The sequence below is a fragment of the Novosphingobium sp. 9 genome (assembly GCF_025340265.1).
Lineage (GTDB): Bacteria > Pseudomonadota > Alphaproteobacteria > Sphingomonadales > Sphingomonadaceae > Novosphingobium.
Genome location: NZ_CP022707.1, coordinates 2,566,062 through 2,586,647, shown reverse-complemented (window position 1 = coordinate 2,586,647; position 20,586 = coordinate 2,566,062). Strand labels below are relative to the sequence as shown.

At 63.5% G+C, this 20,586-nt stretch carries 17 protein-coding genes and 1 tRNA gene; 5 read left to right on the top strand and 13 right to left on the bottom strand.

Annotated elements, in window-relative coordinates:
* Positions 1 to 320: 320 nt before the first annotated feature.
* The gene (gene dnaE / locus CI805_RS12645; protein WP_260923835.1) at positions 321 to 3,923 is read left to right on the top strand and encodes a DNA polymerase III subunit alpha; all 3,603 of its coding nucleotides are present in this window, start codon (positions 321 to 323) and stop codon (positions 3,921 to 3,923) included.
* A 99-nt stretch (positions 3,924 to 4,022) separates the two neighbouring features.
* Here the strand turns inward: dnaE and CI805_RS12640 are convergent, their stop codons facing one another.
* From CI805_RS12640 to cpdR, 10 genes are all read right to left on the bottom strand, one after another.
* Positions 4,023 to 4,358: a hypothetical protein gene (locus CI805_RS12640; protein ID WP_260923832.1), complete on the bottom strand. Its 336-nt coding sequence runs from the start codon at positions 4,356 to 4,358 to the stop codon at positions 4,023 to 4,025.
* Between the two features lie 218 nt (positions 4,359 to 4,576).
* Positions 4,577 to 4,963 (bottom strand): ankyrin repeat domain-containing protein, encoded by a 387-nt coding sequence (locus CI805_RS12635; protein WP_260923830.1) that lies wholly within the window; start codon positions 4,961 to 4,963, stop codon positions 4,577 to 4,579.
* A 75-nt stretch (positions 4,964 to 5,038) separates the two neighbouring features.
* Positions 5,039 to 6,109, bottom strand: coding sequence for a PA0069 family radical SAM protein (locus CI805_RS12630; protein WP_260923828.1), 1,071 nt, complete (start codon positions 6,107 to 6,109; stop codon positions 5,039 to 5,041).
* Between the two features lie 66 nt (positions 6,110 to 6,175).
* Positions 6,176 to 6,877 carry a hypothetical protein gene (locus CI805_RS12625; protein ID WP_260923826.1) on the bottom strand — a complete coding sequence of 234 codons (702 nt, stop codon included), beginning with the start codon at positions 6,875 to 6,877 and terminating at the stop codon, positions 6,176 to 6,178.
* The gene (locus CI805_RS12620; protein ID WP_260923824.1) at positions 6,856 to 7,893 is read right to left on the bottom strand and encodes a TadG family pilus assembly protein; all 1,038 of its coding nucleotides are present in this window, start codon (positions 7,891 to 7,893) and stop codon (positions 6,856 to 6,858) included. Before CI805_RS12620 ends, CI805_RS12625 begins: the two co-directional genes overlap by 22 nt.
* Positions 7,894 to 7,901: 8 nt before the next feature.
* Positions 7,902 to 8,273 carry a TadE family protein gene (locus CI805_RS12615; RefSeq protein WP_260923823.1) on the bottom strand — a complete coding sequence of 124 codons (372 nt, stop codon included), beginning with the start codon at positions 8,271 to 8,273 and terminating at the stop codon, positions 7,902 to 7,904.
* Positions 8,274 to 8,594: 321 nt separating this feature from the next.
* Positions 8,595 to 9,491, bottom strand: a complete 897-nt coding sequence (locus tag CI805_RS12610; RefSeq protein ID WP_260923820.1) for a histidine kinase — start codon at positions 9,489 to 9,491, stop codon at positions 8,595 to 8,597.
* 363 nt (positions 9,492 to 9,854) lie between these two features.
* Complete coding sequence (locus CI805_RS12605) at positions 9,855 to 11,078, bottom strand: NADP-dependent isocitrate dehydrogenase (protein ID WP_260923816.1); 1,224 nt, start codon at positions 11,076 to 11,078, stop codon at positions 9,855 to 9,857.
* A gap of 261 nt (positions 11,079 to 11,339) precedes the next feature.
* Positions 11,340 to 11,414: transfer RNA gene (locus CI805_RS12600), tRNA-Val, on the bottom strand.
* A gap of 99 nt (positions 11,415 to 11,513) precedes the next feature.
* Positions 11,514 to 11,888, bottom strand: coding sequence for a cell cycle two-component system response regulator CpdR (cpdR, locus tag CI805_RS12595; protein ID WP_260923813.1), 375 nt, complete (start codon positions 11,886 to 11,888; stop codon positions 11,514 to 11,516).
* A 214-nt stretch (positions 11,889 to 12,102) separates the two neighbouring features.
* Between cpdR and CI805_RS12590 the strand changes: the two genes are divergently transcribed.
* Positions 12,103 to 13,077 (top strand): N-formylglutamate amidohydrolase, encoded by a 975-nt coding sequence (locus tag CI805_RS12590; RefSeq protein ID WP_260923809.1) that lies wholly within the window; start codon positions 12,103 to 12,105, stop codon positions 13,075 to 13,077.
* 367 nt (positions 13,078 to 13,444) lie between these two features.
* Here CI805_RS12590 and CI805_RS12585 read toward each other — a convergent pair whose 3' ends face one another.
* Both CI805_RS12585 and CI805_RS12580 read right to left on the bottom strand, forming a co-directional pair.
* A complete protein-coding gene (locus CI805_RS12585) occupies positions 13,445 to 14,209 on the bottom strand; it encodes a SapC family protein (RefSeq protein WP_260923807.1) in 765 nt (254 codons plus the stop codon).
* 168 nt (positions 14,210 to 14,377) lie between these two features.
* Entirely contained in the window at positions 14,378 to 15,817 is a 1,440-nt protein-coding gene (locus CI805_RS12580; protein ID WP_260923805.1) for an FAD-binding oxidoreductase, read from the bottom strand.
* A 190-nt stretch (positions 15,818 to 16,007) separates the two neighbouring features.
* Between CI805_RS12580 and CI805_RS12575 the strand changes: the two genes are divergently transcribed.
* The 3 genes from CI805_RS12575 (at position 16,008) to CI805_RS12565 (ending at position 19,009) form a co-directional block, all read left to right on the top strand.
* On the top strand, positions 16,008 to 16,601 hold the full coding sequence (locus tag CI805_RS12575; RefSeq protein WP_260923798.1) for a hypothetical protein: 594 nt from the start codon (positions 16,008 to 16,010) through the stop codon (positions 16,599 to 16,601).
* A gap of 207 nt (positions 16,602 to 16,808) precedes the next feature.
* Positions 16,809 to 18,245, top strand: a complete 1,437-nt coding sequence (locus CI805_RS12570) for a DEAD/DEAH box helicase (RefSeq protein ID WP_260923796.1) — start codon at positions 16,809 to 16,811, stop codon at positions 18,243 to 18,245.
* Positions 18,246 to 18,388: 143 nt separating this feature from the next.
* On the top strand, positions 18,389 to 19,009 hold the full coding sequence (locus tag CI805_RS12565; protein WP_260923794.1) for a methyltransferase family protein: 621 nt from the start codon (positions 18,389 to 18,391) through the stop codon (positions 19,007 to 19,009).
* Between the two features lie 31 nt (positions 19,010 to 19,040).
* Here the strand turns inward: CI805_RS12565 and CI805_RS12560 are convergent, their stop codons facing one another.
* On the bottom strand, positions 19,041 to 20,498 hold the full coding sequence (locus CI805_RS12560; protein WP_260923792.1) for a carboxylesterase/lipase family protein: 1,458 nt from the start codon (positions 20,496 to 20,498) through the stop codon (positions 19,041 to 19,043).
* Positions 20,499 to 20,586: the final 88 nt, after the last annotated feature.

Sequence of the window (20,586 nt, the reverse complement as noted above, 5' to 3'; positions counted from 1 at the left end):
GCATCGTGGCAATCGGCCATGAACCCCTCCTTCGAGTTTGCTGGTAAAGTGCGCGGTGTTAACGATTTGTAATCGGGAGAATCAGGGATATTTGCTGGTGAACGCCCCTAACACTCCACTCTTAATGCTTTCTATTCTTAATTGATCGAGTTTGGCGAGCGGCATGTATCAAATTGTCGCGACAGGTTCTCGGCCGGGTAAACGGGGGTGGAAATACGTAAATTGAGGATTCTGTCGGCCCGATTCTCGGCCAGGGACCTATCCCCCGGAGAATCGCCGCGCCTCTTGATAGGGGCGGGGCGCGCTCCTAGATTGCCGCCATGGCTTTCGCACCCTTCGTTCCGCTTCGTATCTTTTCCAGTTTCACGATGCTCGACGGTGCGATTGATCCTAAGGCGGCGGCGAAGCTGGCCAAGGAGCGCAAGTTTCCCGCCGCTGCCACGTGCGATCGCAACGGCCTGTATTGCGCGCCCACCTTCGCGCAGGCGTGCAAGGGCGCGGGCGTGCAGCCAATCATCGGCACATTTCTGGCCGTCGCGCGCCCCGGAACCGCCGGCCATGATCGGCCGATCGACTGGCTGGCGCTGTTTGCGCAAGACGAGACCGGGTGGAACAACCTGTGCCACCATGTCAGCCGCGCCCATCTGGAACGCCCGGTCGAAATGGACCCGCATGTCGAGCTGGCCTCGCTTCAGGGCTATACCGATGGTGTGATCTGTCTGACCGGCGGCGATGAGGGCGCGCTCGCACGCCTTTTCGCAGGCGGGCGGTACGATGAGGCCGAGGCCTATTGCGACACCTTGCAGGGCCTGTTCGGAGATCGGCTCTACATCGAGATCGCCCGCACCGGCGAAATTGTGGAGGACGAGAGCGAGGAAGACCTGATCGCGCTGGCCTATGCGCGCGACATCCCGCTCGTCGCCACCAATCCGGCGCAATTTGCCGAAAAGAATTTCCACGCGGCGCATGACGCCATGCTGTGCATCGCCAATTCGACCCACGTCGATGCCGCCGAGCGCCCGCGTTCCTCCTCCGAGCGCTGGGTGAAGCCGGTCGATATCATGCAGGAGCAGTTCGCGGATCTGCCCGAGGCGCTGGCGAACACGCTGGTCGTCGCGCAGCGCTGTGCCTTCATGCCGCCGCGTCGCAAGCCGCTGCTGCCCAGCCTTGCGGGCGATCGCGAGGGCGAGCAGCGCATGCTGGCCGATGATTCGCGGCGAGGGCTCGCGCGCCGCCTCGCGCCCTACTGGCCCGGCGTCACCGAGGCCGAACTCGATACCGTGATGGCGCTGCCCGAGGAGGAGCGTCGCGCCGCCTGGCAGGCGCAGCTGGCCGAAAAGGGCGTGACCGAGGATTTCCTCGAATATGCCACGCGTCTCGATTTCGAGACGAAGATCATCATCGGCATGGGCTTTCCCGGCTACTTCCTGATCGTGGCCGACTTCATCAAGTGGGCGAAGGACAACGACATTCCTGTCGGGCCGGGCCGTGGTTCGGGCGCCGGTTCGGTCGTCGCGTGGGCGCTGACGATCACCGATCTCGATCCGCTGAAACTCGGCCTGCTGTTCGAGCGCTTCCTGAACCCGGAACGCGTCTCGATGCCGGACTTCGACATCGACTTCTGCGAAACCCGTCGCGGCGAGGTGATCCGTTACGTCCAGCGCAAATACGGCATGGATCAGGTGGCGCAGATCATCACTTTCGGCAAGATGAAGGCCCGCGCGGTGCTGCGCGACTGCGGGCGCATCCTGCAGATGGGCTACGGCCGCGTCGATTCGTTGTGCAAGATGGTGCCCAACCATCCCACCGATCCGTGGACGCTGACCGAGACCATCCAGGGCCGCAAGAAGCACGGCGTCACCGCCGATCCGCCGGTGCCCGAGTTCAAGCGCGAATACGATACCGATCCCGAAGTGCGCCGCCTCGTCGATCTGGCGGTGCAGCTGGAGGGCCTGCCGCGCAACTCGTCCACCCACGCGGCGGGCGTGGTGATCGGCGACCGTCCGCTGGCGCAGCTGGTGCCGCTTTACCGCGATCCGCGCTCGGACATGCCGGTGACGCAGTTCGACATGAAATATGTCGAGGACACCGGACTCATCAAGTTCGACTTCCTTGGCCTGAAAACGCTGTCGGTGCTGAAGAAGGCAGGCGATCTGCTGGAGCGGCGCGGGATCTCGATCGATTTGTCGACGCTCGCGTGGGACGATCCGGCGGTCTACGAACTGCTCAAGCGCGGTGATACCGTGGGCGTGTTCCAGCTGGAATCGGAAGGCATGCGGCGCACGCTGGCAGCGGTGAAGCCGACCAATTTCGGCGACATCATCGCGCTCGTTTCGCTCTATCGTCCGGGTCCGATGGACAACATCCCGCTGTTCGGCCAGCGCAAGAACGGCCTCGCGCCCATTGAGTACCCGCATGACAAGCTGGCGGGCATCCTGGGCGAGACCTACGGTATCTTCGTCTATCAGGAGCAGGTCATGCAGGCCGCGCAGATCCTGGCGGGCTACTCGCTGGGCGATGCAGACCTTCTGCGCCGCGCAATGGGCAAGAAGGTGCAGGCCGAGATGGACAAGCAGCGCCAGCGCTTCGTCGAGGGCTGCAAGGAATTCTCCGACATCGAACCGGCCAAGGCGAACGAGCTGTTCGACTTGATCGACAAGTTCGCAGGCTACGGCTTCAACAAGTCGCACGCGGCCGCCTATGCGCTGCTCGCCTACCACACCGCGTGGTTCAAGGCGCACTATCCGCACGAGTTCTATGCCGCCGCGATGTGCTTCGACATGCACCAGTCGGAAAAGCTGGCGGTGTTCGTGGACGATGCGCGCCGCAACGGCATCGCCATCGCCGCGCCCGATATCAACGCCTCCGAGGCCGAGTTCATGGTCGAGGAAACGCCCGACAGCCATCAGGTGCGCTATGCCCTCGCCGGCATTCGTAATGTCGGCGAGAAGGCGATGGACATGATCGTCGAGGAGCGCGAGACGAACGGTCGGTTCGCCAGCCTCGATGATCTGTTCCGCCGCGCGCCGGCAGGCTCGATGAACCGTCGCCAGCTGGAAGCGCTGGGGGCTGCGGGGGCGTTCGACAGTCTGGAGCCCAATCGCGCCAAGGTGCTGGCCAATGCCGATACGCTGCTGGCCGAGGCAGACCGGTCCTCGCGCGAGCGCGCCAGCTCGCAGGTCGGCCTGTTCGGCGGCGAGGATCACGTCGAGCAGGGCCTGCGCTATGTCGAGGCCGAGGCGTGGTCGCGGCTGGACCAGATGGCAAAGGAGCGCGAGATTTTCGGCTTCTACTTCGCCGCGCACCCGGTGGAGCAGTACCGCGCGGTGGCCTCGGCCAACGGTGCGCGCACCTACTCCAGCCTGATGGCGGGCGGATCGGGCGGCGGGCGCAGCGGCGCGGTGATGGCGGCGATGGTGGAGAACGTCCAGCGCCGCAAGACCAAGCGCGGCAAGGACTTCGTGATGGCGGAGTTCTCCGATTCCTCGGGCAACTTCACGGCCTCGTGCTTCGAGGAGAGCCTGGTCGAGAACTTCGTGAAATGGGCCAAGGACAGCGCCTGCGTGCTGCTCACTGTCGAACTCGACAGTCCGAACCCCGATGAGCCGCCGCGCGTCACGGTGCGGGGTGGTCGCCCGCTGAACGAGGTAAAGGCGGATGCCCGCATGATGCTCAAGCTCGATATCGACCGGGTGGATGCGGTGAAGGAACTCGCGCTGCTGATGCGGCCCGGCGCCAAGGGTTGCGGCGAGGTTCTGGCGACGCTGGTGCTGGAAGACGGTCGGCGTCAGCAGATCCGGCTGGGCCGCGATTTCGCGCTCGACGGCGAGTTCGCCGAACAGCTTGCGCATGTCGAGGGGTTGTCCAACGTCTCGCTCACCGCCCGCAAGGGCGCGGGCGATCACTTGCGGCTGGTGGCCTGAGACTGGGGCGAGGCGCGCGGATGGACAGGACGAAACGCATCATGGGGCGGTCGCCGAACTGCCGCTGCCCGTCAAGTTAACCGCGTTTCACGGCGGGGCTCACGGGTTGCCGCTGCTCTTGTCCGTGACCGTATCGGCAGCTTGCTTCGCGGCTTCCCCGACATCGGCGGCGGCGTTGCCGATCTTGTTCGCGGCCTGAGTGACGGCGTCGTTCTTTGCGACCTCGCTCGTCGATTGCTGGTTGAACACATAGATTGCGGCGATGGCGGCCACCAGCAGTATCACGGCGAGAACGACCCCCATGCCGCTGCCGCTGCGTTCCCGAACGATGGTGGTGTGATGGACAACCTGCGGCGCGGCGGGTTGGGGCGTCTCAGATGGCGATGTGCCGGGTTTTCGAGCTGATTCCGGCGTGGTCTCGATCTCATCGGTCATGGCTTGGTTCTGTCCCCTGTCATGCCGATCGCAACGCGCAGAACAGGGCAGGAGTTGCAGCGATGTAATCCCGCAAATCCGCGAGTCGTCGCTTCAGATTGGCACGCTTGCGTGCATTTGCGCGTGAAGCGGTGGCTGCGTTTCTCGCGAGGCTATCCGCGTCAGATGGAGCGTTTTCTTGCTGTGAATGGTAACAATTGGGAGGAAGCGGGGGTGCCTCATTCGAAGAACCTGCTGGTGTCGTAGTTGGCGATGGTTTGCGACAAGGATCGCGGGCTATTCCCGTGGTCATTCATCTGGTCGGGATCGGCCCCTGCCTTCAGCAGCAGTAAGATGCAGGCGCCATCGCCTTTTGAGGCATAGACAGCTCTTGAGAGCGGGCTGTTGCCGTTTAGGTCTGCCACGTTTACCGATGCACCGCCGTTCAGCAGGATGGCCGCAATCTCGGCATCGTTATTCTGCACGGCGAAATGCAAAGCGGTCCAACCCGCGTTATCGGCATAATCGAGGTCATAATTCTGGGTCAGATATCGGGATACAGCGCAGGCATCGCGAACGATTGCAGCGTTGATGAGCTCATTTCTGCCTGCGCGATCAACAACCATGTTCCATCCGACCGTATTCCGTAAATATTTCCAATAGCTATATTCTTAAGTGGATCGATTATCATTCTGCAGCGGTCAGAATAATGAAAGCTGGCCGCCGATGGAAGGCGCCTTGAAGCGGCTGGAGTCGAGCGGCGGGAAGCGCTGGTCCATGCCGTGGCGCTTCATTGCCAGCCGGATGCGCCGGGCGATCAGATCGGGCCAGACGCCTTGCGGGCGCATGCGGGTGCCGAAGTTGGGATCGTTGTCGCGCCCGCCGCGAATGTCCTGAATGGTCGCCATGACCTTGCCCGCGCGCTCTGGGAAGTGCGCATCCAGCCATTCGCGGAACAGCGGCGCGACTTCGTAAGGCAGGCGTACCAGAATCCACATCGCGCTGCGCACGCCTTTGGCCGCCGCCGCCTCGACGATGCCTTCGATGAAGCTGTCGGTGATCGCCGGGATGATCGGCGCGATCCCGACGTGGCAGGGCACGCCCGCTTCCACCAGCGTGCCCAGCGCCGCCAGCCGCCGGGCCGGAGAGGCAGCGCGCGGCTCCAGCTTCTGCGAGAGCACCGGGTCGAGGCTCGTCACCGAAATGCCGACATGGACGAGGTTCTGCGCAGCCAGTTCCCGCAGCAGGTCCAGATCGGCCAGCACCCGGTCGGACTTGGTGGTGATCGTCACCGGGTGGCGCGTTTCAAGGCACAGTTCGAGCACCTGCCGGGTGATGCGATACTGCGCCTCGATCGGCTGGTAGGGATCGGTATTGGTGCCCATGGCGATGGGGGCAGGGCGGTATCCGCGCTTGGCCAGTGTCTTGCGCAGCAGTTCGGCGGCCTGCGGCTTGGCAAACAGCTTCGTCTCGAAGTCGAGGCCGGGGGACAGGTCGTGCCAGGCGTGGCTCGGGCGTGCGAAGCAGTAGATGCACCCGTGTTCACACCCATTGTAGGCGTTCACGCTGCGGTCGAACGGGATATCGGGCGAACGGTTGAACGACAGGATCGTTCGAGGGTGAAGCTCGACGACGCTGGTGCGCAGCCGTGGAGCCTCTCCGTCGATCTGTACGCGGGCATCCAGCCAGTCGCCATCGCTTTCACGCTGCGCCAGATTGAAGCGCGCACTGGCCTGATTGGTGACGGAGCCTCTGCCTTTGACGGGTTGCATGGCGGGAACATAATGCGAACATCATGGTCCCGCCAGTCCTTTTATACTGTGCCGGGGGGCGTTGCCTCAGGCGACGATGGTGGGCGTGCCGCAGCGCAGTTTGTTCACTTGTACATCTGCTGCCCCGATCCTCACGCCGAGCGCGTCGGTCAGCGTGAACAGGACATTGTCGACCAGCGGCGCGGCGATACCCAGGACGCCGCCGACCAGCGAGGTCACACCCGAAAGATTGATCGGCAGAAGTCCGCCCAGCAGGCTGGCCTGCAGATTGATGCCCGAAACCAGCGAGGTGGTGATGCCCTGCGTCAGGTCGCGGGTCGAGACGGTCTTGATCGTCTGGGCGGTGATTTCCGGCATCGAGAAATTTACGGTCTGCGTGGTGACGCCGCCCAGACTGATCTGCGACAGCGCCGTGACCTTGGCGACCAACGGCACGTTGACCAGCGTCGCGCTGGCAAGCGGAACGCTGGCGGCGAAGTTCGCCATGTCGGTGGCAGAGACCGAGGCGATGGCGACTTTGCCGACCGAGGGCACCACGTTGAGCGAAACTCCTTGCGTCGCACTGGCTCCACTGCACGAAATGCTGCCGAGCGATGCTGTGGCCGAGGCCAGCTCCACATAGACGGGCAGCGTGACCGAAGGCAGCAGCACATTCCCGGTCAGCAGCCCCGCCGTGATGAGGATGCGCGTCTGCGCGGTGCTGAGCGTGTAGCCCTTGGCACTGGTCACGGTCAGCCATGGCGATGTCACCATTCCCTGTCCGCCCATGATGCGTACGCTGGTGCTGGCCAGCCCGCAACCGAGAGGTTCAGCGAAATATCGTAGTGGTCGCCTGCCGACAGCTCCAGCGCAGTGCGCAGGATCGAGTAGGCGTCGATGTTGAGGCCGAGGGTGCCGGGGTTGTAGTCAAGCTGCCCGTAGGGGCCGAGGTCGATGAGATTGCTCATCGCGATGGACTTCGACGGCGCCTGCGCGGCAATAGAGGAGAGCAGCGAGGCGGCCGCGCTGTTGTTGACCGAACCGGCGAGTGCGCGGATGACGTTGCCAACCGATATGCTCTGTCCGAACAACTGCGCATAAGTGATGTCGCCGGCGTTCACTTGCGCCTTCAGGGCATCGGCAAAACCGAGCAGATCGACATCCGCGTTCGCGAGATTTTGCGAGTCGAGTACGGAAAGGTTCAGATTGGTGCCGATCAGCGCGGAGAGCAGCTGGTTGGGAATGCCGCCGGATACTGTCGCAAGCGTGGTGCCGAGCGAGAAGGCGACGAGATCCTGGCGCTGGGCGGTGGCTGTTGCGGTCACGGTCCCGTTCCGGAAACCTAGGGCACGGGCGAAGAACAGCGGTACTTGCTGGGAAAGCGTGACCCGTGCTGCGGATCCGTCCCCGCCGGTCTGGAAGCGCTGCGCGATGGGAACGCTGGTGCTGGCCGTGTAGGTGCCGCTCTGGAGGCTGGCGATGGTGACATTCGCGGCCTGTGCCTCGGTTACCACGCCGTTGATCGCGGTTCTCTGGGCAGCGTCGGTGCCCTGATTTGCTGCGGCCATGGCAGCAGCATCGACCACCCCTTGCAGGTTGCGCTTGGCCAGGTACATCGAGGCGAGGTCGACAGAGACGGTAGCGGCGCCCATCAGCGCGATCAGCGAAATCGCCATCATCATTGTGGCGATACCGCTGCGATCGAGACAAAGCCTGCGAATGCCATTGTGGAAATGGCGAGCCTTGATGGCGCGCAAGAGGCTGGGGAAACGGCGTCCCAGCAGCGGCAGGGCATGGAATGGCATGGCGTGTCTCATGGGGCTGCCAACTGCACGACGGCATTACGCACGATGTTGCCGCTGGGCAGCGGGATCAGCGCGTTCTGATACATGGAGGACTTGGCCGCATTGTAGGTCAACGTCACGCGGTAGTAGGCGTTGTCCTGTGCGGTAGCGATTGTCACCAGGGAAGGGTTCAGCGTCCCCTGATACAGGACACTGTTGGCGACTGTGGTATTGACCAGCGTCTGGCGTTCGGTTGCGGTCAGCCCCGCCATCGAGGCACGGGCTGCATCGTTTGCGACTTCCTGCAGGGAATGCGCGGCCATGAACCAGCTGCCATAGGTAACGATGCCCAGGAGCAGCACGATCAGCACAGGCATGACCAGTGCGGCTTCGACAAGCACGCTGCCCGCCGTTTCCTGTCGCAGTCTCTTCGCCAGGATAGCGACGGCACCCCGTCGCGTTCCCGCTTCACTTCTTCCGGTAGATCGTACCATCGGCATGAAGTCTCCTTCCCGCTTCGATGATCGCCTGCGACCCGAAAGAACCGCCTTCACTTGAAAACAGATTTATTCTGCATTTTGCAAAGGTGGATTGGCGATAATATTATTTCATAACAATGGCTTGTTGATTTGGTTAATCTCGGTTTCAGAGGATCTACGTAAGCTGGTGGCGATGTTCCGCCGCATGGGCGGTTCGACTCGTCGTGGCTGTTGTTATCCGGTTCAGGCTTCGCTGCTGCCTGTCTGTTCGGTCGGTGCGCGGGTCATGAGCGCGACGGCCCCTTCGGTCCCATAGAGCCCCTGAAGGCGGACCATGGAGAGTATCACGTCTACCGGTATGCCCGAATTGGTCAGCAGCCGCAGCCGGACCTTCTCGGGTTCATTGCCGCGCAGCACCGTTTCAAGCACTTCGCGGTAACGCGGCTTGTCTGCCGAAACGACGAGGTCGCCCAGTGCAACGCCATCGAGCCGGGTCGCGGGGAGATCCAGCAATTTGCTGAAGGCCTCGTCCACGCGATCGATCGTACCACGCAGGCTGAGCCGCGCGTAACAGATGTCGCCATGCACATCCATTGCCTTGACGATGGCTTCCTTGACGTTCGCCTTGAAGTGCCGCTCGGCCTCAGCGGTGATATCGCGCAGGCGCAGGACGAGATGGTCGTCGAGCATGAAGCTCTGGAACCTGATCCAGGCGCTGACGAGGAAGGGGGAGGGCAGGTCTGCCATGTTGGGCTCGCCCTGCCGCAGAGTCTCGCGAGCCTGGACTTCCATGACGGTGCCGCCAATGCGGGGGAGAGCTGCCGTAAGAGGACGCCCGACAAGCGTACCCGGCGTTGCGCGCACCAGCGAATGGGCGATGCGATTGGCAAAGGTGATCACCAGATTTTCGTCACAGGCGATAATGCCTTCGTCGATCCAGTCCGCGAGGCCGAAGCGCACGGTAGGAGAATCCGGGCTTACCTCGTCGGAGGAGGTATGCTGCAAGGTGCGGAACGTATCGACGTCGCACAGCACGTGCGTTTCGCGACCGTGATGGGTGACATAGACGGGGCCGGTTCGCGCATCGTCCCGATAGCGGGCGAATTTTCGGACGAAATCGGCAGCGGTGACATGATTCATGAATGGTCTCCCACAGATACGGTTCAGTCCTCAGGCCCGGCGTCGGTATGACGCGCGGCCCGCGATCTTTCGTTTTGTGGCGACCCTGATGCCCTTAACGTAACAAGACCCGAAAAGGATCCGAAACAAGTGAAAGCACTTCGGAATTCTGCGTGGGTATCACGCCTGTTTTTGTAATTTACCCTGTTTCACTGCGGAAATCATAAAAAATGTGAACAAGGCTGCTTAACCTTGAGGAAAGCATTTACACATTTCCCAAAGATTTCAACCGCTGCGCCGCAACGAAAAGCCCTCCCGCCGGGGCGGAAGGGCTTTTTCTTAAGCATCCGTGCCGGTGTGCGGCGCGGGATGACGCTCGTCAGATCAGGCCCAGTTGGCCATTTCCGTTTCGAGGTTCTCGACGATCGCTTCGAAGAACTGCTCGGTGGTCATCCACGACTGCTCGGGGCCGATCAGCAGGGCAAGGTCCTTGGTCATCTTGCCGCTCTCGACAGTCTTGATGCAGACCTGCTCCAGCGTCTGAGCGAAGCGCACGACGTCCGGGGTGGCGTCGAACTTGCCGCGATAGGCAAGGCCGCGCGTCCAGGCGAAGATCGAGGCGATCGGGTTGGTCGAGGTCGCCTTACCCTGCTGGTGCTGGCGGTAGTGGCGGGTCACGGTGCCGTGGGCCGCTTCGGCCTCGACGGTCTTGCCGTCGGGTGCCAGCAGAACCGAGGTCATCAGGCCCAGCGAGCCGTAGCCCTGCGCCACGGTGTCCGACTGCACGTCGCCATCGTAGTTCTTGCAGGCCCACACGAACTTGCCCGACCACTTGAGCGCCGAGGCGACCATGTCGTCGATCAGGCGGTGCTCGTAGTGGATGCCGGCGTCCTTGAACTTCTCGGCGAAGCCCTCGGTGTCGTAGACTTCCTGGAACAGGTCCTTGAAGCGGCCGTCATAGGCCTTGAGGATGGTGTTCTTGGTCGACAGGAACACCGGCCAGCCGAGGTTGAGGCCATAGTTGAACGAGGCGCGAGCGAAATCGCGGATCGAATCGTCGAGGTTGTACATCGACATGGCCACGCCGGCGGTCGGGAACTTGAAGACCTCGCGGTCGATCACCTGGCCGTCGTCACCCTCGAACACGAGGCGCAGCTTGCCGGGGCCGGGGACGAGGAAGTCGGTGGCGCGGTACTGGTCGCCATAGGCGTGACGGCCGACGACGATCGGGTCGGTCCAGCCCGGAACCAGGCGCGGAACGTTCGAGATCACGATCGGCTCGCGGAAGATCGTGCCGCCCAGGATGTTGCGGATCGTGCCGTTGGGCGACTTCCACATCTGCTTGAGGCTGAATTCGGTGACGCGCGCTTCGTCAGGGGTGATCGTCGCGCACTTCACCGCGACACCGTACTGGTTGGTCGCGTTCGCAGCGTCGATCGTGATCTGGTCGTTGGTCTCGTCGCGCTTCTCGACCGAGAGGTCGAAGTACTTGAGGTCGATGTCGAGGTAGGGGAGGATGAGGCGTTCACGGATCCACTTCCAGATGATCCGCGTCATTTCATCGCCGTCCATCTCGACGATGGGGTTCGCAACCTTGATCTTGGCCATTCGCACTGTCTCCCTGGGGATGAGATTTGCGCGTCTCTTAGGCAGGCATGGGGCCGCTGGCAAGGCGTAGGCGGCATGATACGTGCGGGACCGGCGGCAGGAAACCGCCGCAGGGCCGGGGGCTTGGCCGCCTTATGCGTGCAGGGGAAGCGCCATGCACCAAAATGCAAGTGCGGCGTAGCGGGGCGATGCCGGAATTGCCGATCGGTCGGGCAAAGAAAAACCCGGCCAAGCCAGAGGCCTGCCGGGTATTCTTCGGAATGGTGGGCGTAGCAAGGATTGAACTTGCGACCCCTACGATGTCAACATAGTGCTCTACCACTGAGCTATACGCCCATTCCGTGTGGTCTCTTTCGCGAGGTGTCCCGCTCGGAGGACTGGCCCTCTAGCGGCGCCTTTCGGGGAGCGCAAGAGCCTTCGCGAAGTTTTTTCGAATTAAATGCTGGCCTGCTCGCTGAGGCCGAACATACGCTGCACTTCCAGCACGATATCGCGCAAGTGGAAGGGCTTGGAGAGCACCTTGGCGCGCGGGGCCTCGCGGCTGGCGCGCAGGCTGACGGCGGCGAAACCGGTGATGAACATCACTTTCGTCAGCGGAGAAAGTTCGGCGCAGCGCTGGGCAAGCTCGATGCCGTCGATCTCGGGCATGACGATATCGGAGAGCAGCAGGTCGAAGCCGCCATGCTCGAGATGGGGCAGTGCTTCGAGGCCGTTGGCAACAGGGACGACGTGATATCCGGCCTTTTCCAGCGCGCGGCTGAGGTAGAGGCGCATGGCCTCGTCGTCTTCGGCAAGCAGGATTCGGATCATGGCCTCTCGCGCCTTTCGGGCAGTCTGTCTTGGATCAATTGGCGATTCGTACCGCATCCTTGCGGCGCGGTCAGGTGCTTATACGCCTGATCCGTTTATCTTTGGTGTCCAAACTGCGGGTCGGACGCGGATGGCTCCTCTGCAATTTATGCCGCCTGCAATTTTATGGAGGCGCCGCTTTGACTTCGCCCTCCGCAGGTTCCAGCCTGTATCCATGTTCGAGGCCGATGACGAGCGCAGCGATTCGGGTGGTGCGGTTGACGCGCCGATGTTCGGCGGGTTGGTTCCCGGCAGTGGCGCGGAAGCAGCCTTCGAACTGCGCGAGAAGGCGCAGAGCGACAGCCCGGTGGTCATTGCTGTGCCGCATGCCGGGCGCGCCTATCCGTCTGCGCTGCTGGGCGCGATGCGCGGCGGCGAGGCGACGGCATTGCGGCTGGAGGACCGGCTGGCGGATCACCTCGGTCGCGCGGTCGCAGTGCGGACGGGCGCCAGCCTGCTGGTCGCGCGGGCGCCTCGCGCGATAATCGATCTGAACCGGGCTCCGGAGGATTTCGACTGGGATATGATCGATCGGGCAGAGCGGCCGTCTCCGGTCAGCCTGCTGCCCAGCCAGAGGGTGCGCGGCGGTCTTGGTCTTGTGCCGCGCCGCCTCTCCGGTCTGGGCGAGATCTGGTCGGAGCGGATGACCCGGCGGGATCTGGATGCGCGGCTTCAGGGAGTGCATGTGCCGTATCACGCCGCGCTGTCCGGCGTGCTGGAGCGCCAGCGCAGGCGTTGGGGAACGGCCTTGCTGATCGACCTGCATTCGATGCCGCCGCTGCCGCGCGTGGCTGGAGCGGCGGGGGCGACGTTCGTGATCGGAGATCGCTTCGGAAGGTCCTGTGCGGGGCGTCTGTCCGCTGCCGCGTTGCGCGAACTGGCGCGGGGCGGGGCGATGGCCGCGCATAACCGTCCCTATGCGGGGGGGTATGTGCTCGATCGTCATGGCGTGCCGGGGGCGGGTGTCCACGCTCTTCAGGTGGAGGTCGATCGCGCGGCCTATCTCGATTCGGCGCTGCGTGAGCCGGGCGAGGGCATGGCGCAGGTGGTCGAGCAACTGGTGGCGCTGGTGCGCCATCTTGCGGAGATGCTGGTCGATAAGCCGGCGTCTCGCCGCGATCACGGGCCGTGGCTGGACGCGGCGGAGTAGCGCGAAGGCGCTCGCGAAGTGCGGGTGAAAGCCTCAGCCGCTTGCGATGATGAAGTCCTGAAAGGCCCATGAAAAAACCACCTCGCGCGGTGCGCGAGGTGGCCAAGGTTCAGGGAGGAGGTGCACGTAAGTGCACCGGCCTGACCGGGCCATGAGGGGAGCACCGATCAGGTGCTTCCTATTTAGACAATTGGATTTTCGGATTCAACCCCTTGTTTGCATCAAGGTGTATGAGCACTGCAATCGCTTTGTCATAATTGCCGCGCGATTAAGCAAGGGGTGTGGCATTTCGCACACATGCCCTTGCTTAAGCGGGCGTTTACCGGGATTTGCGCGGCTTTTCGCCAAATCCCCGGTCACAGGATCATCAGGCCGGGATCGGCTCGGGCAGCTTGCCCTGGGCGACCTGGCGGCCGAACACGTCACGCACCAGTTCCAGCGAGAACAGGTGGGCATAGATCATGCCCAGCAGGCCGCTCTGGTTCCAGCCGCGCAGCACGTCGCCGCGCACTTCGCGCAGCTTCGTCTCGTCGACCATCTGGAAGCCGCGATAGGTGAAGGGCTTGCCTTCGGCCTCGATGTTCAGTTCGCCGTCCATCAGCAGCTTGTGCTTCTGGAGTTCGGCGATGAAGCTGGCGGTCTTGGTGCCGGCGATCTCGAAGTTCTCGCAGAACTGCAGCATGCCCTTGGTGACGTCGGTCGGCTGGCCTTCGTCGAACAGGGGCGCGCCTTCTTCCTGCTCGCCCACGAGGTCGCAGGTCGGATCGACGCAGAGCGAAAGCTCTTCGGCTTCAGGGCGCAGGCGAGCCAGCATGAAGGGATAGCGGCGCACATAGGCGGGCATGTAGATCGGCGTGTTCACCGAACCGTCCTCGTCCACGAAGACGTTCACGCCCTCGTTCATGCCCATCAGCACCAGCGGCACCGGGTTTTCGCCGACGCTGAACACGATCGGGAAATGGCGCTGGGCCTGCGGAAATTCCTCGACCGTCAGCGGCACGGTGTTCACGCCCTTGAGCCAGGTCGCTTTGTCGGTCGAACGGCTCTTCCACGTCGCATGCTGCTGCGAGTTGAGCGGGATCAGATCCTTGTAGAACAGCGGAAGGGCGGAATTGGTCGGCGCGGTGGCCATGGCAGTACTCTCCGGCAAGAAAAACGGGTTGGAACCATTCACGGTCGGAACCGACGAAATGGCGGTGGCTTTACGGTTTCGGTGAAATCTGCGCAAGCGCTCTCCCGGCAAGCGCACAAGGTTGTGCGGCAGGGATGCGCTTGCTGGCGCAAGATCAGAGCAGGAAGATCAGAGCAGCTTGCCGGGGTTCATCAGTCGCTGCGGGTCGAGCGCCTGCTTGACGGCGCGCATCAGCGAGAGCTGCGCAGGGTCGCCCAGGCGCTCCAGTTCGTCGCGCTTCATCTGGCCGATGCCGTGCTCTGCCGAGATCGAGCCGCCCCATTCCGTCACCAGATCGTGGACGTAACGGCTGATCTCCTTGGCGGTGGTCGCCTGCCAGGCGGGGCCATCGGTCACGGCAGGGGCGATGACGTGGTAATGCACGTTGCCATCGCCCAGATGGCCGAAGGCGACGGCCTCGGTGCCCGGCCACTTCGCCTCGATCATCGGTGCCGTGGCCTCGACGAAATCGGGCATCTTCTCGACCGGCACCGAGATGTCGTGCTGCACGGCGGGACCGCGCTCGCGCTCGGCGGGGGAGATCGATTCGCGGATCAGCCAGAAGGCCTCGGCCTGCGTCTCGTTGGCCGCGAAAACCGCGTCTTCCAGCAGTTCCGCTTCGAAGGCTTTGGCCATCATCTCCTCGCAGCGCTCGCGCAGGGCATCGGCGTGCGCGCGGTCGGCAACGACCTCGATCAGGACGTGCCAGGCGTGGGCATCCGCCAGCGGGCGGCGGGTATCGGGCATATGGTCGCACACCGCATCGAGGCAGTGCTGCGGCAGCACCTCGAAGCCTTCCAGCGCCTCACCCACCGCGCGCTCGCAATGGAGTAGCAGGCGGCGCGCATCGCCAAGGTTCTGCGTCGCCGCCCAGATCACCACGCGATCCGAGAACATCGGCACCAGCCGCAGCGTCGCCGCCGTCACGATGCCCAGCGTGCCTTCCGAACCGATGAAAAGCTGTTTGAGATCGAAGCCGCGGTTGTCCTTCTTCAGCGGGGTGAGGGCGTTGAACACCTCTCCTGTGGGTGTCACGGCCTCCAGCCCCGCCACCAGCGCGCGCATCGAGCCGTGGCGCAGGACCTGCGTGCCGCCTGCGTTGGTCGAGATCAGGCCGCCCACCGTGGCCGAACCCTTGCCGCCGAGCGAGAGCGGGAAGCGCAACCCTTGCGCTTCGGCTGCTTCGTGGAGAGTTTGCAGAATAACGCCTGCGCCGCAGGTGACCTGCCGCGCATCGGTGTCGATGGCTCCAAGTGTGTTCAGCCGCCGCAGCGAGAGCAGGATCGCATGGCCGCTGGCGTCCGGTGTCGCGCCGCCCGACATGCCGCTGTTGCCGCCCTGCGGAACGATCGGCACCCCGGCTTCGGCACAGAGCTGTACCAGCGCGGCGACTTGCGCGGTGTCGGCAGGCGAGGCGAGGGCCAGCGCCTTGCCGGTGTAGCGCCCGCGCCAGTCGGTAAGCCAGGGAGAGAGGAGGTCGGGATCGCGGGTGAAGCCGCGCGGGCCGAGCAGGGCTTCGGCGCGGGCAAGGAAGGTCTGCGTGTCGATCGTGTCGCTCGGTATCGTCATGATGCATCTATGGCACAGCGGTTCTGTGCGTACAGCCCCGCTCTGTCGCGGCGGCCTTTTCGGGATTGCCACGGGCATTAAGCGATGGTTCAACCTGCAACCGTATGCCGGAAGAAAGTGTGGCGCCGCACAGGCGGGATGCCGCCATGATTTTTCAGGGATGTGATTTTCAGGGACTGCATCTGACGCGATGAATTCGGCCATTGCCCTGCTTTTTCCATTTGCGCTGCTGTTTCCGTCTGCCGGCGGGCCGGTCGGTGGAGACGTCTCGCGTCTGGTCGACTCGTCCTCGGCGACCGGCAGTGCGGTGGTCGCGGGGGGCTTTGCCGATGGCGATGCCCTGCCGATGGGCGCGCCGCAATTGACCGCGTTCGACAGTGTGGCGCCGAAGCCCTCGTTCCAGCTGCGGATCGAGCAGCGCATGACCATCCGCATCACGCCGCAGTCGCCTGCGCCGATCCCGCCGGATCGCTTCATCTCGATGCCGAACGGGCACGTCGGGCCGGGCTATACCGAACGCAAGATTGGTGATTGCCTGCCGATCTCCGGCATCGAGGCCGTGCGCCCGGATCGCGACAGTCGGCTGCTGCTGTTCATGCGGGACGACAATATCGTCAGCGCAGATCTGGAGCGCAGCTGCCGCGCGCGGGATTTCTACCTCGGTTTCTACATGTCGCGCACGCCGGATGGACGGCTGTGTGTGGGGCGGGATCACCTGCTTTCGCGCAGCGGCATGAGCTGTGCGCTGACGAGGATTCGCCTGCTCGTTCCCAAAGATCCGTAATCGTCAGGGAAAAAGGGAGCGCCGAATCGCCGCTGTTGCGTGCATTTTCGGGAAATTCCTTGACTTTTCGGGTGCTCTGGCCATAGGGGCCGGGTGACGTGCATGTTGCTCGTCGCGGGTCGCATCCGCTGCGAACGGGCCTTCGGGGCGGTTCGGCAACGGCACGGCGGCTCTGCTTTTTCAGTTTTTCCGGAAAATTTGCCGCTTATGAGCTTTGCCGATCTCGGCCTGTCTGACGAATTGCTGCAAGTGGTCGAAGCCGCTGGGTATACCGAGCCGACTCCGATCCAGGCGCAGGCCGTCCCCTCCGTGCTGATGATGCGCGATCTTATCGGTATCGCGCAGACCGGCACCGGCAAGACCGCGGCCTTCGTGCTGCCGATGATCGACATCCTGGGGCATGGCCGCCGCCGTGCGCTGATGCCGCGCTCGCTCATTCTGGAGCCGACGCGCGAACTCGCCGCGCAGGTCGCTGAGAATTTCGAGAAGTACGGCAAGAACCACGACCTCAAGATGGCGCTGCTGATCGGCGGCGTGCAGATGGGCGATCAGGTCAAGGCGCTGTCCGAAGGTGTCGACGTTCTGATCGCGACGCCGGGCCGTCTGATGGACCTGTTCGAGCGGGGCAAGATCCTGCTCACCGGCTGCGAACTGCTCGTCATCGACGAGGCCGATCGCATGCTCGACATGGGCTTCATTCCCGATATCGAAAGCATCTGCTCCAAGCTGCCCACGCAGCGCCAGACGCTGCTGTTCTCGGCAACGATGCCGCCGCCGATCGAGAAGCTGGCCGCGAAATTCCTCTCGAACCCCAAGAAGATCGAGGTGGCCCGCGCTGCGACCACCAACGTCAACATCGCCCAGCACAAGATCGCCGTGCCCTCGCGCAAGAAGCGCGACGTGCTGCGCCACCTGCTCAAGACCGACAACGTCAGCACCGCGATCATCTTCTGCAATCGCAAGACCACGGTGCGCGATCTCAACAAGAGCCTGCAACGCCACGGCTTCGCCAGCAGCGAGATCCATGGCGACATGGATCAGCCCGCGCGTCTGGCCGAATTGCAGCGCTTCAAGGACGGTGTGGTGAACATCCTCGTCGCCTCGGACGTCGCTGCGCGCGGTCTCGATGTGAAGGGCGTGAGCCACGTCTTCAACTTCGACACGCCCTGGCACCCGGATGATTACGTCCACCGCATCGGCCGAACGGGCCGTGGCGGTGCTTCGGGCCGGGCGTTCACTCTCTACTCGCCCGAGGATGCCGAGGCGATCGAGAACGTCGAGAAGCTGACCAAGTCGAAAATTCCGGTGTTTACCATCGACGGTTCGGACGAGCCGGAAATGGGTGAGGAGGCGCCGGCACGTCGTGGTCGTTCGGCGTCGCCGAAGGCGGAAGAGCGCAAGCCAGCCGCAAAGCGTGGCACTACTCGCAAGGACGAGGCACCGCGTGGCGATGACGTGCCGCGCAAGGCAGACACGCCCCGTCAGCGCGAAGAGGCCCCGCGGCGCCCGTCGCGCCATGACGAACCGCGTCAGGCTGAAAGGCGAGGCGATCGTCGCCGTGATCGCCATGCCGATCCGGAGCCTGCGGATGGTGGCTGGAACGGCCCCGTGCCCCAGTTCCTGCACATCTCTGCGCTGAGCTGACGCGGTTACGGGAGGAATCGTTTCCTCTCGTATTTCATCGATGTTGCAGCTTAGGAACACGTTTACGATCGTGTTGCTACAATCGATGCGCACCTGAAAAGAACGCTCGTAGGTCGGGCGCCGCAGGTGCGGAGGGCGCACCTATGCCGGAAGTGTTGCAGCGTTCATCTGGCCATCGCATTGTTTTCTGGAGTGAGTGCGGGTTCGTCAGCATCATGGCGATCCGCGCCCTTGTGGTCTTCGGACCGGTTCTCCCGCACCATCCGGAAGTCTCGCTGTTTCTGGCTGCCGAAATTATCAGCATGGTGCTGGTGCTGATGCAGCGCAAAGGCGTGGTTTCTCCCCGCGCGTGGCCGCAGTTCCTGGGCTTCGTCGGCAGCAGTCTGGCGCTGTTGCTCCGCGAGAACAGCGAGCAACTGGCGCCTGAAGCCGTTACCGGGCTGATGATCTTTGCCGGTGCCATGATTTCGATCGGCGCCAAATTGAGTCTCGGGCGCAGCTTTGGAATCGTTCCTGCCAATCGCGGTGTTCGCACCATCGGCCTTTATCGGGCGGTGCGCCATCCGATGTATCTGGGCTACATGGTGACGCATGCAGGTATGCTGCTGCTGTTTCCGTCCCTCTGGAACATTGCCCTTATCGCCACTTGCTGGCTGCTGCTGGTGCTGCGTATCCGCGAAGAGGAAAAGGTGCTGATGCTCGACCCGGACTACCGGGCTTATGCCGAGCAGGTCCGCTCACGCCTGCTGCCCGGCATCTACTGATCTCAGGAGAGCCCTGACCGGTCGATCCCGGTCAGGGTTTGCCGCTGGCCGCAGCGAAAGCGGCGAGCAACGGATCTGCGCCAGACTTCGCTGTGCCGTCGGGCTCGAAGGTCATGATATCCGATTTTCCGGGAGCCATTGCGGCCCAACGAGCGAGGTGGGCGGTCGCCGCGCCTGACGGGTTGGGATTGCCGGTCTTGATGAAGCTCACCAGATAGCGACTGATTGTGGCCCCCATCGCGTTGTCGCGCGCTGTGGTCTTGTCGCCGTAGCGCAAGTCCTGCGTATCGAAGAAGAACGGAATATCGGTGGCATGGCCTGCGCCCGGCGCATCGAGGTTCTGGGCGACATAGGAGAAGCGATAGGCGTAGACCGGCACACCCGCGCTGGCGAGTTCGCTGGCGATGTCATGGGCGCCTTTGATCATGAAGCCGGTGTTGCCGCCCATGTCTGCCCCGGTCGCGCCGATCATCACCGGAACATGGGCATAGGCGCCCGAAGCGTAGGCGGCCTTTACGTCGACACCCAGCTTGCCGTCGACGATCGGCGAACTGAAGGTCTTGGGGCCGGGCTTGGGCTGGAACAGCTGCATCATGCTGAGCCCGTCCGTGACCTGTTCGGCGCTGAGCGCGCGCAGCTTGGCGAGGGCCTGCGGGTCATCCGGGGCGATGCCGTTGGCGCTCGCGAAGTTCACGCCGACCTGCTCTGCGCCGGAAAGCGTGGCATCGCCCAAAGTCGAGCCATCGCCGCCTGACATCACGACGGCGCGCTGGAACAGGCCTTTGGTCATCGGCGAGGTAACGAGCGTGTTCACCGAGAACCCGCCCGCGCTTTCGCCCATGATCGTCACGTTCGCCGGATCGCCGCCGAACGCGGCGATATTGCGCTGCACCCAGCGCAGCGCGGCCAACTGGTCCATCGTGCCATAGTTGGCGAGCAGGCCGTGGTCGGGATCGGCCTTGGTCAGTTGCGGATGGGCGAAAGTGCCGAAGCGGCCGAGGCGATAGTTGAAGCTGAAGAACAGCACGCCCTGCTTTGCAAGGCGCGCGCCGGTGTAGGTCGGCGGTGAGGCGCCGCCGTTCACGAAGCCGCCGCCGTAGATCCACACCACCACCGGCAGCTTGCCCTTGGCAGCGACCGGTCGCCACACATTGGCATAGAGGCAGTCTTCGGCAGGCGGTGTGCCGAGCGGCGCGGCATCGCCGGGGAACGGCTCCTGCATGCAGTCATGCGCATAGGCGCTGGCATCGCGCACGCCCTGCCATGTCGCGGCGGGCTGCGGCGCCCGCCAGCGCAAAGGGCCGACCGGAGGCGCGGCGAAGGGAATGCCTTTCCAGCTTTCCACGCCGTCTGCCGTCGTCCCTTTCAGGCTGCCCTCGGCAACTTTGACGACAGGAGCGGAAGGCACTTTCGCGCAGGCCGCGCCAGGCAGCAGCGTGAAGGCGGTCAGAGCGGTCAGCAGCGGGCGGGCAAGGAACGATGAGCGCATAAGGGCAATCTCTCCAGTCGTTTGGCCGCACCATAGCGCGGTTCCACGACGAAGCGAGAGCTTGCACGCACCCTTATTTGCCTCGCGG

Bases quoted from the DNA above. Each gene is read 5' to 3' on its own strand.
- dnaE (WP_260923835.1), top strand. From the start codon at position 321: ATGGCTTTCGCACCCTTCGTTCCGCTTCGTATCTTTTCCAGTTTCACG.
- CI805_RS12640 (WP_260923832.1), bottom strand. From the start codon at position 4,358: ATGACCGATGAGATCGAGACCACGCCGGAATCAGCTCGAAAACCCGGC.
- CI805_RS12635 (WP_260923830.1), bottom strand. From the start codon at position 4,963: ATGGTTGTTGATCGCGCAGGCAGAAATGAGCTCATCAACGCTGCAATC.
- CI805_RS12630 (WP_260923828.1), bottom strand. From the start codon at position 6,109: ATGCAACCCGTCAAAGGCAGAGGCTCCGTCACCAATCAGGCCAGTGCG.
- CI805_RS12625 (WP_260923826.1), bottom strand. From the start codon at position 6,877: ATGGGCGGACAGGGAATGGTGACATCGCCATGGCTGACCGTGACCAGT.
- CI805_RS12620 (WP_260923824.1), bottom strand. From the start codon at position 7,893: ATGCCATTCCATGCCCTGCCGCTGCTGGGACGCCGTTTCCCCAGCCTC.
- CI805_RS12610 (WP_260923820.1), bottom strand. From the start codon at position 9,491: ATGAATCATGTCACCGCTGCCGATTTCGTCCGAAAATTCGCCCGCTAT.
- CI805_RS12605 (WP_260923816.1), bottom strand. From the start codon at position 11,078: ATGGCCAAGATCAAGGTTGCGAACCCCATCGTCGAGATGGACGGCGAT.
- cpdR (WP_260923813.1), bottom strand. From the start codon at position 11,888: ATGATCCGAATCCTGCTTGCCGAAGACGACGAGGCCATGCGCCTCTAC.
- CI805_RS12590 (WP_260923809.1), top strand. From the start codon at position 12,103: ATGTTCGAGGCCGATGACGAGCGCAGCGATTCGGGTGGTGCGGTTGAC.
- CI805_RS12585 (WP_260923807.1), bottom strand. From the start codon at position 14,209: ATGGCCACCGCGCCGACCAATTCCGCCCTTCCGCTGTTCTACAAGGAT.
- CI805_RS12580 (WP_260923805.1), bottom strand. From the start codon at position 15,817: ATGACGATACCGAGCGACACGATCGACACGCAGACCTTCCTTGCCCGC.
- CI805_RS12575 (WP_260923798.1), top strand. From the start codon at position 16,008: ATGAATTCGGCCATTGCCCTGCTTTTTCCATTTGCGCTGCTGTTTCCG.
- CI805_RS12570 (WP_260923796.1), top strand. From the start codon at position 16,809: ATGAGCTTTGCCGATCTCGGCCTGTCTGACGAATTGCTGCAAGTGGTC.
- CI805_RS12565 (WP_260923794.1), top strand. From the start codon at position 18,389: ATGCCGGAAGTGTTGCAGCGTTCATCTGGCCATCGCATTGTTTTCTGG.
- CI805_RS12560 (WP_260923792.1), bottom strand. From the start codon at position 20,498: ATGCGCTCATCGTTCCTTGCCCGCCCGCTGCTGACCGCTCTGACCGCC.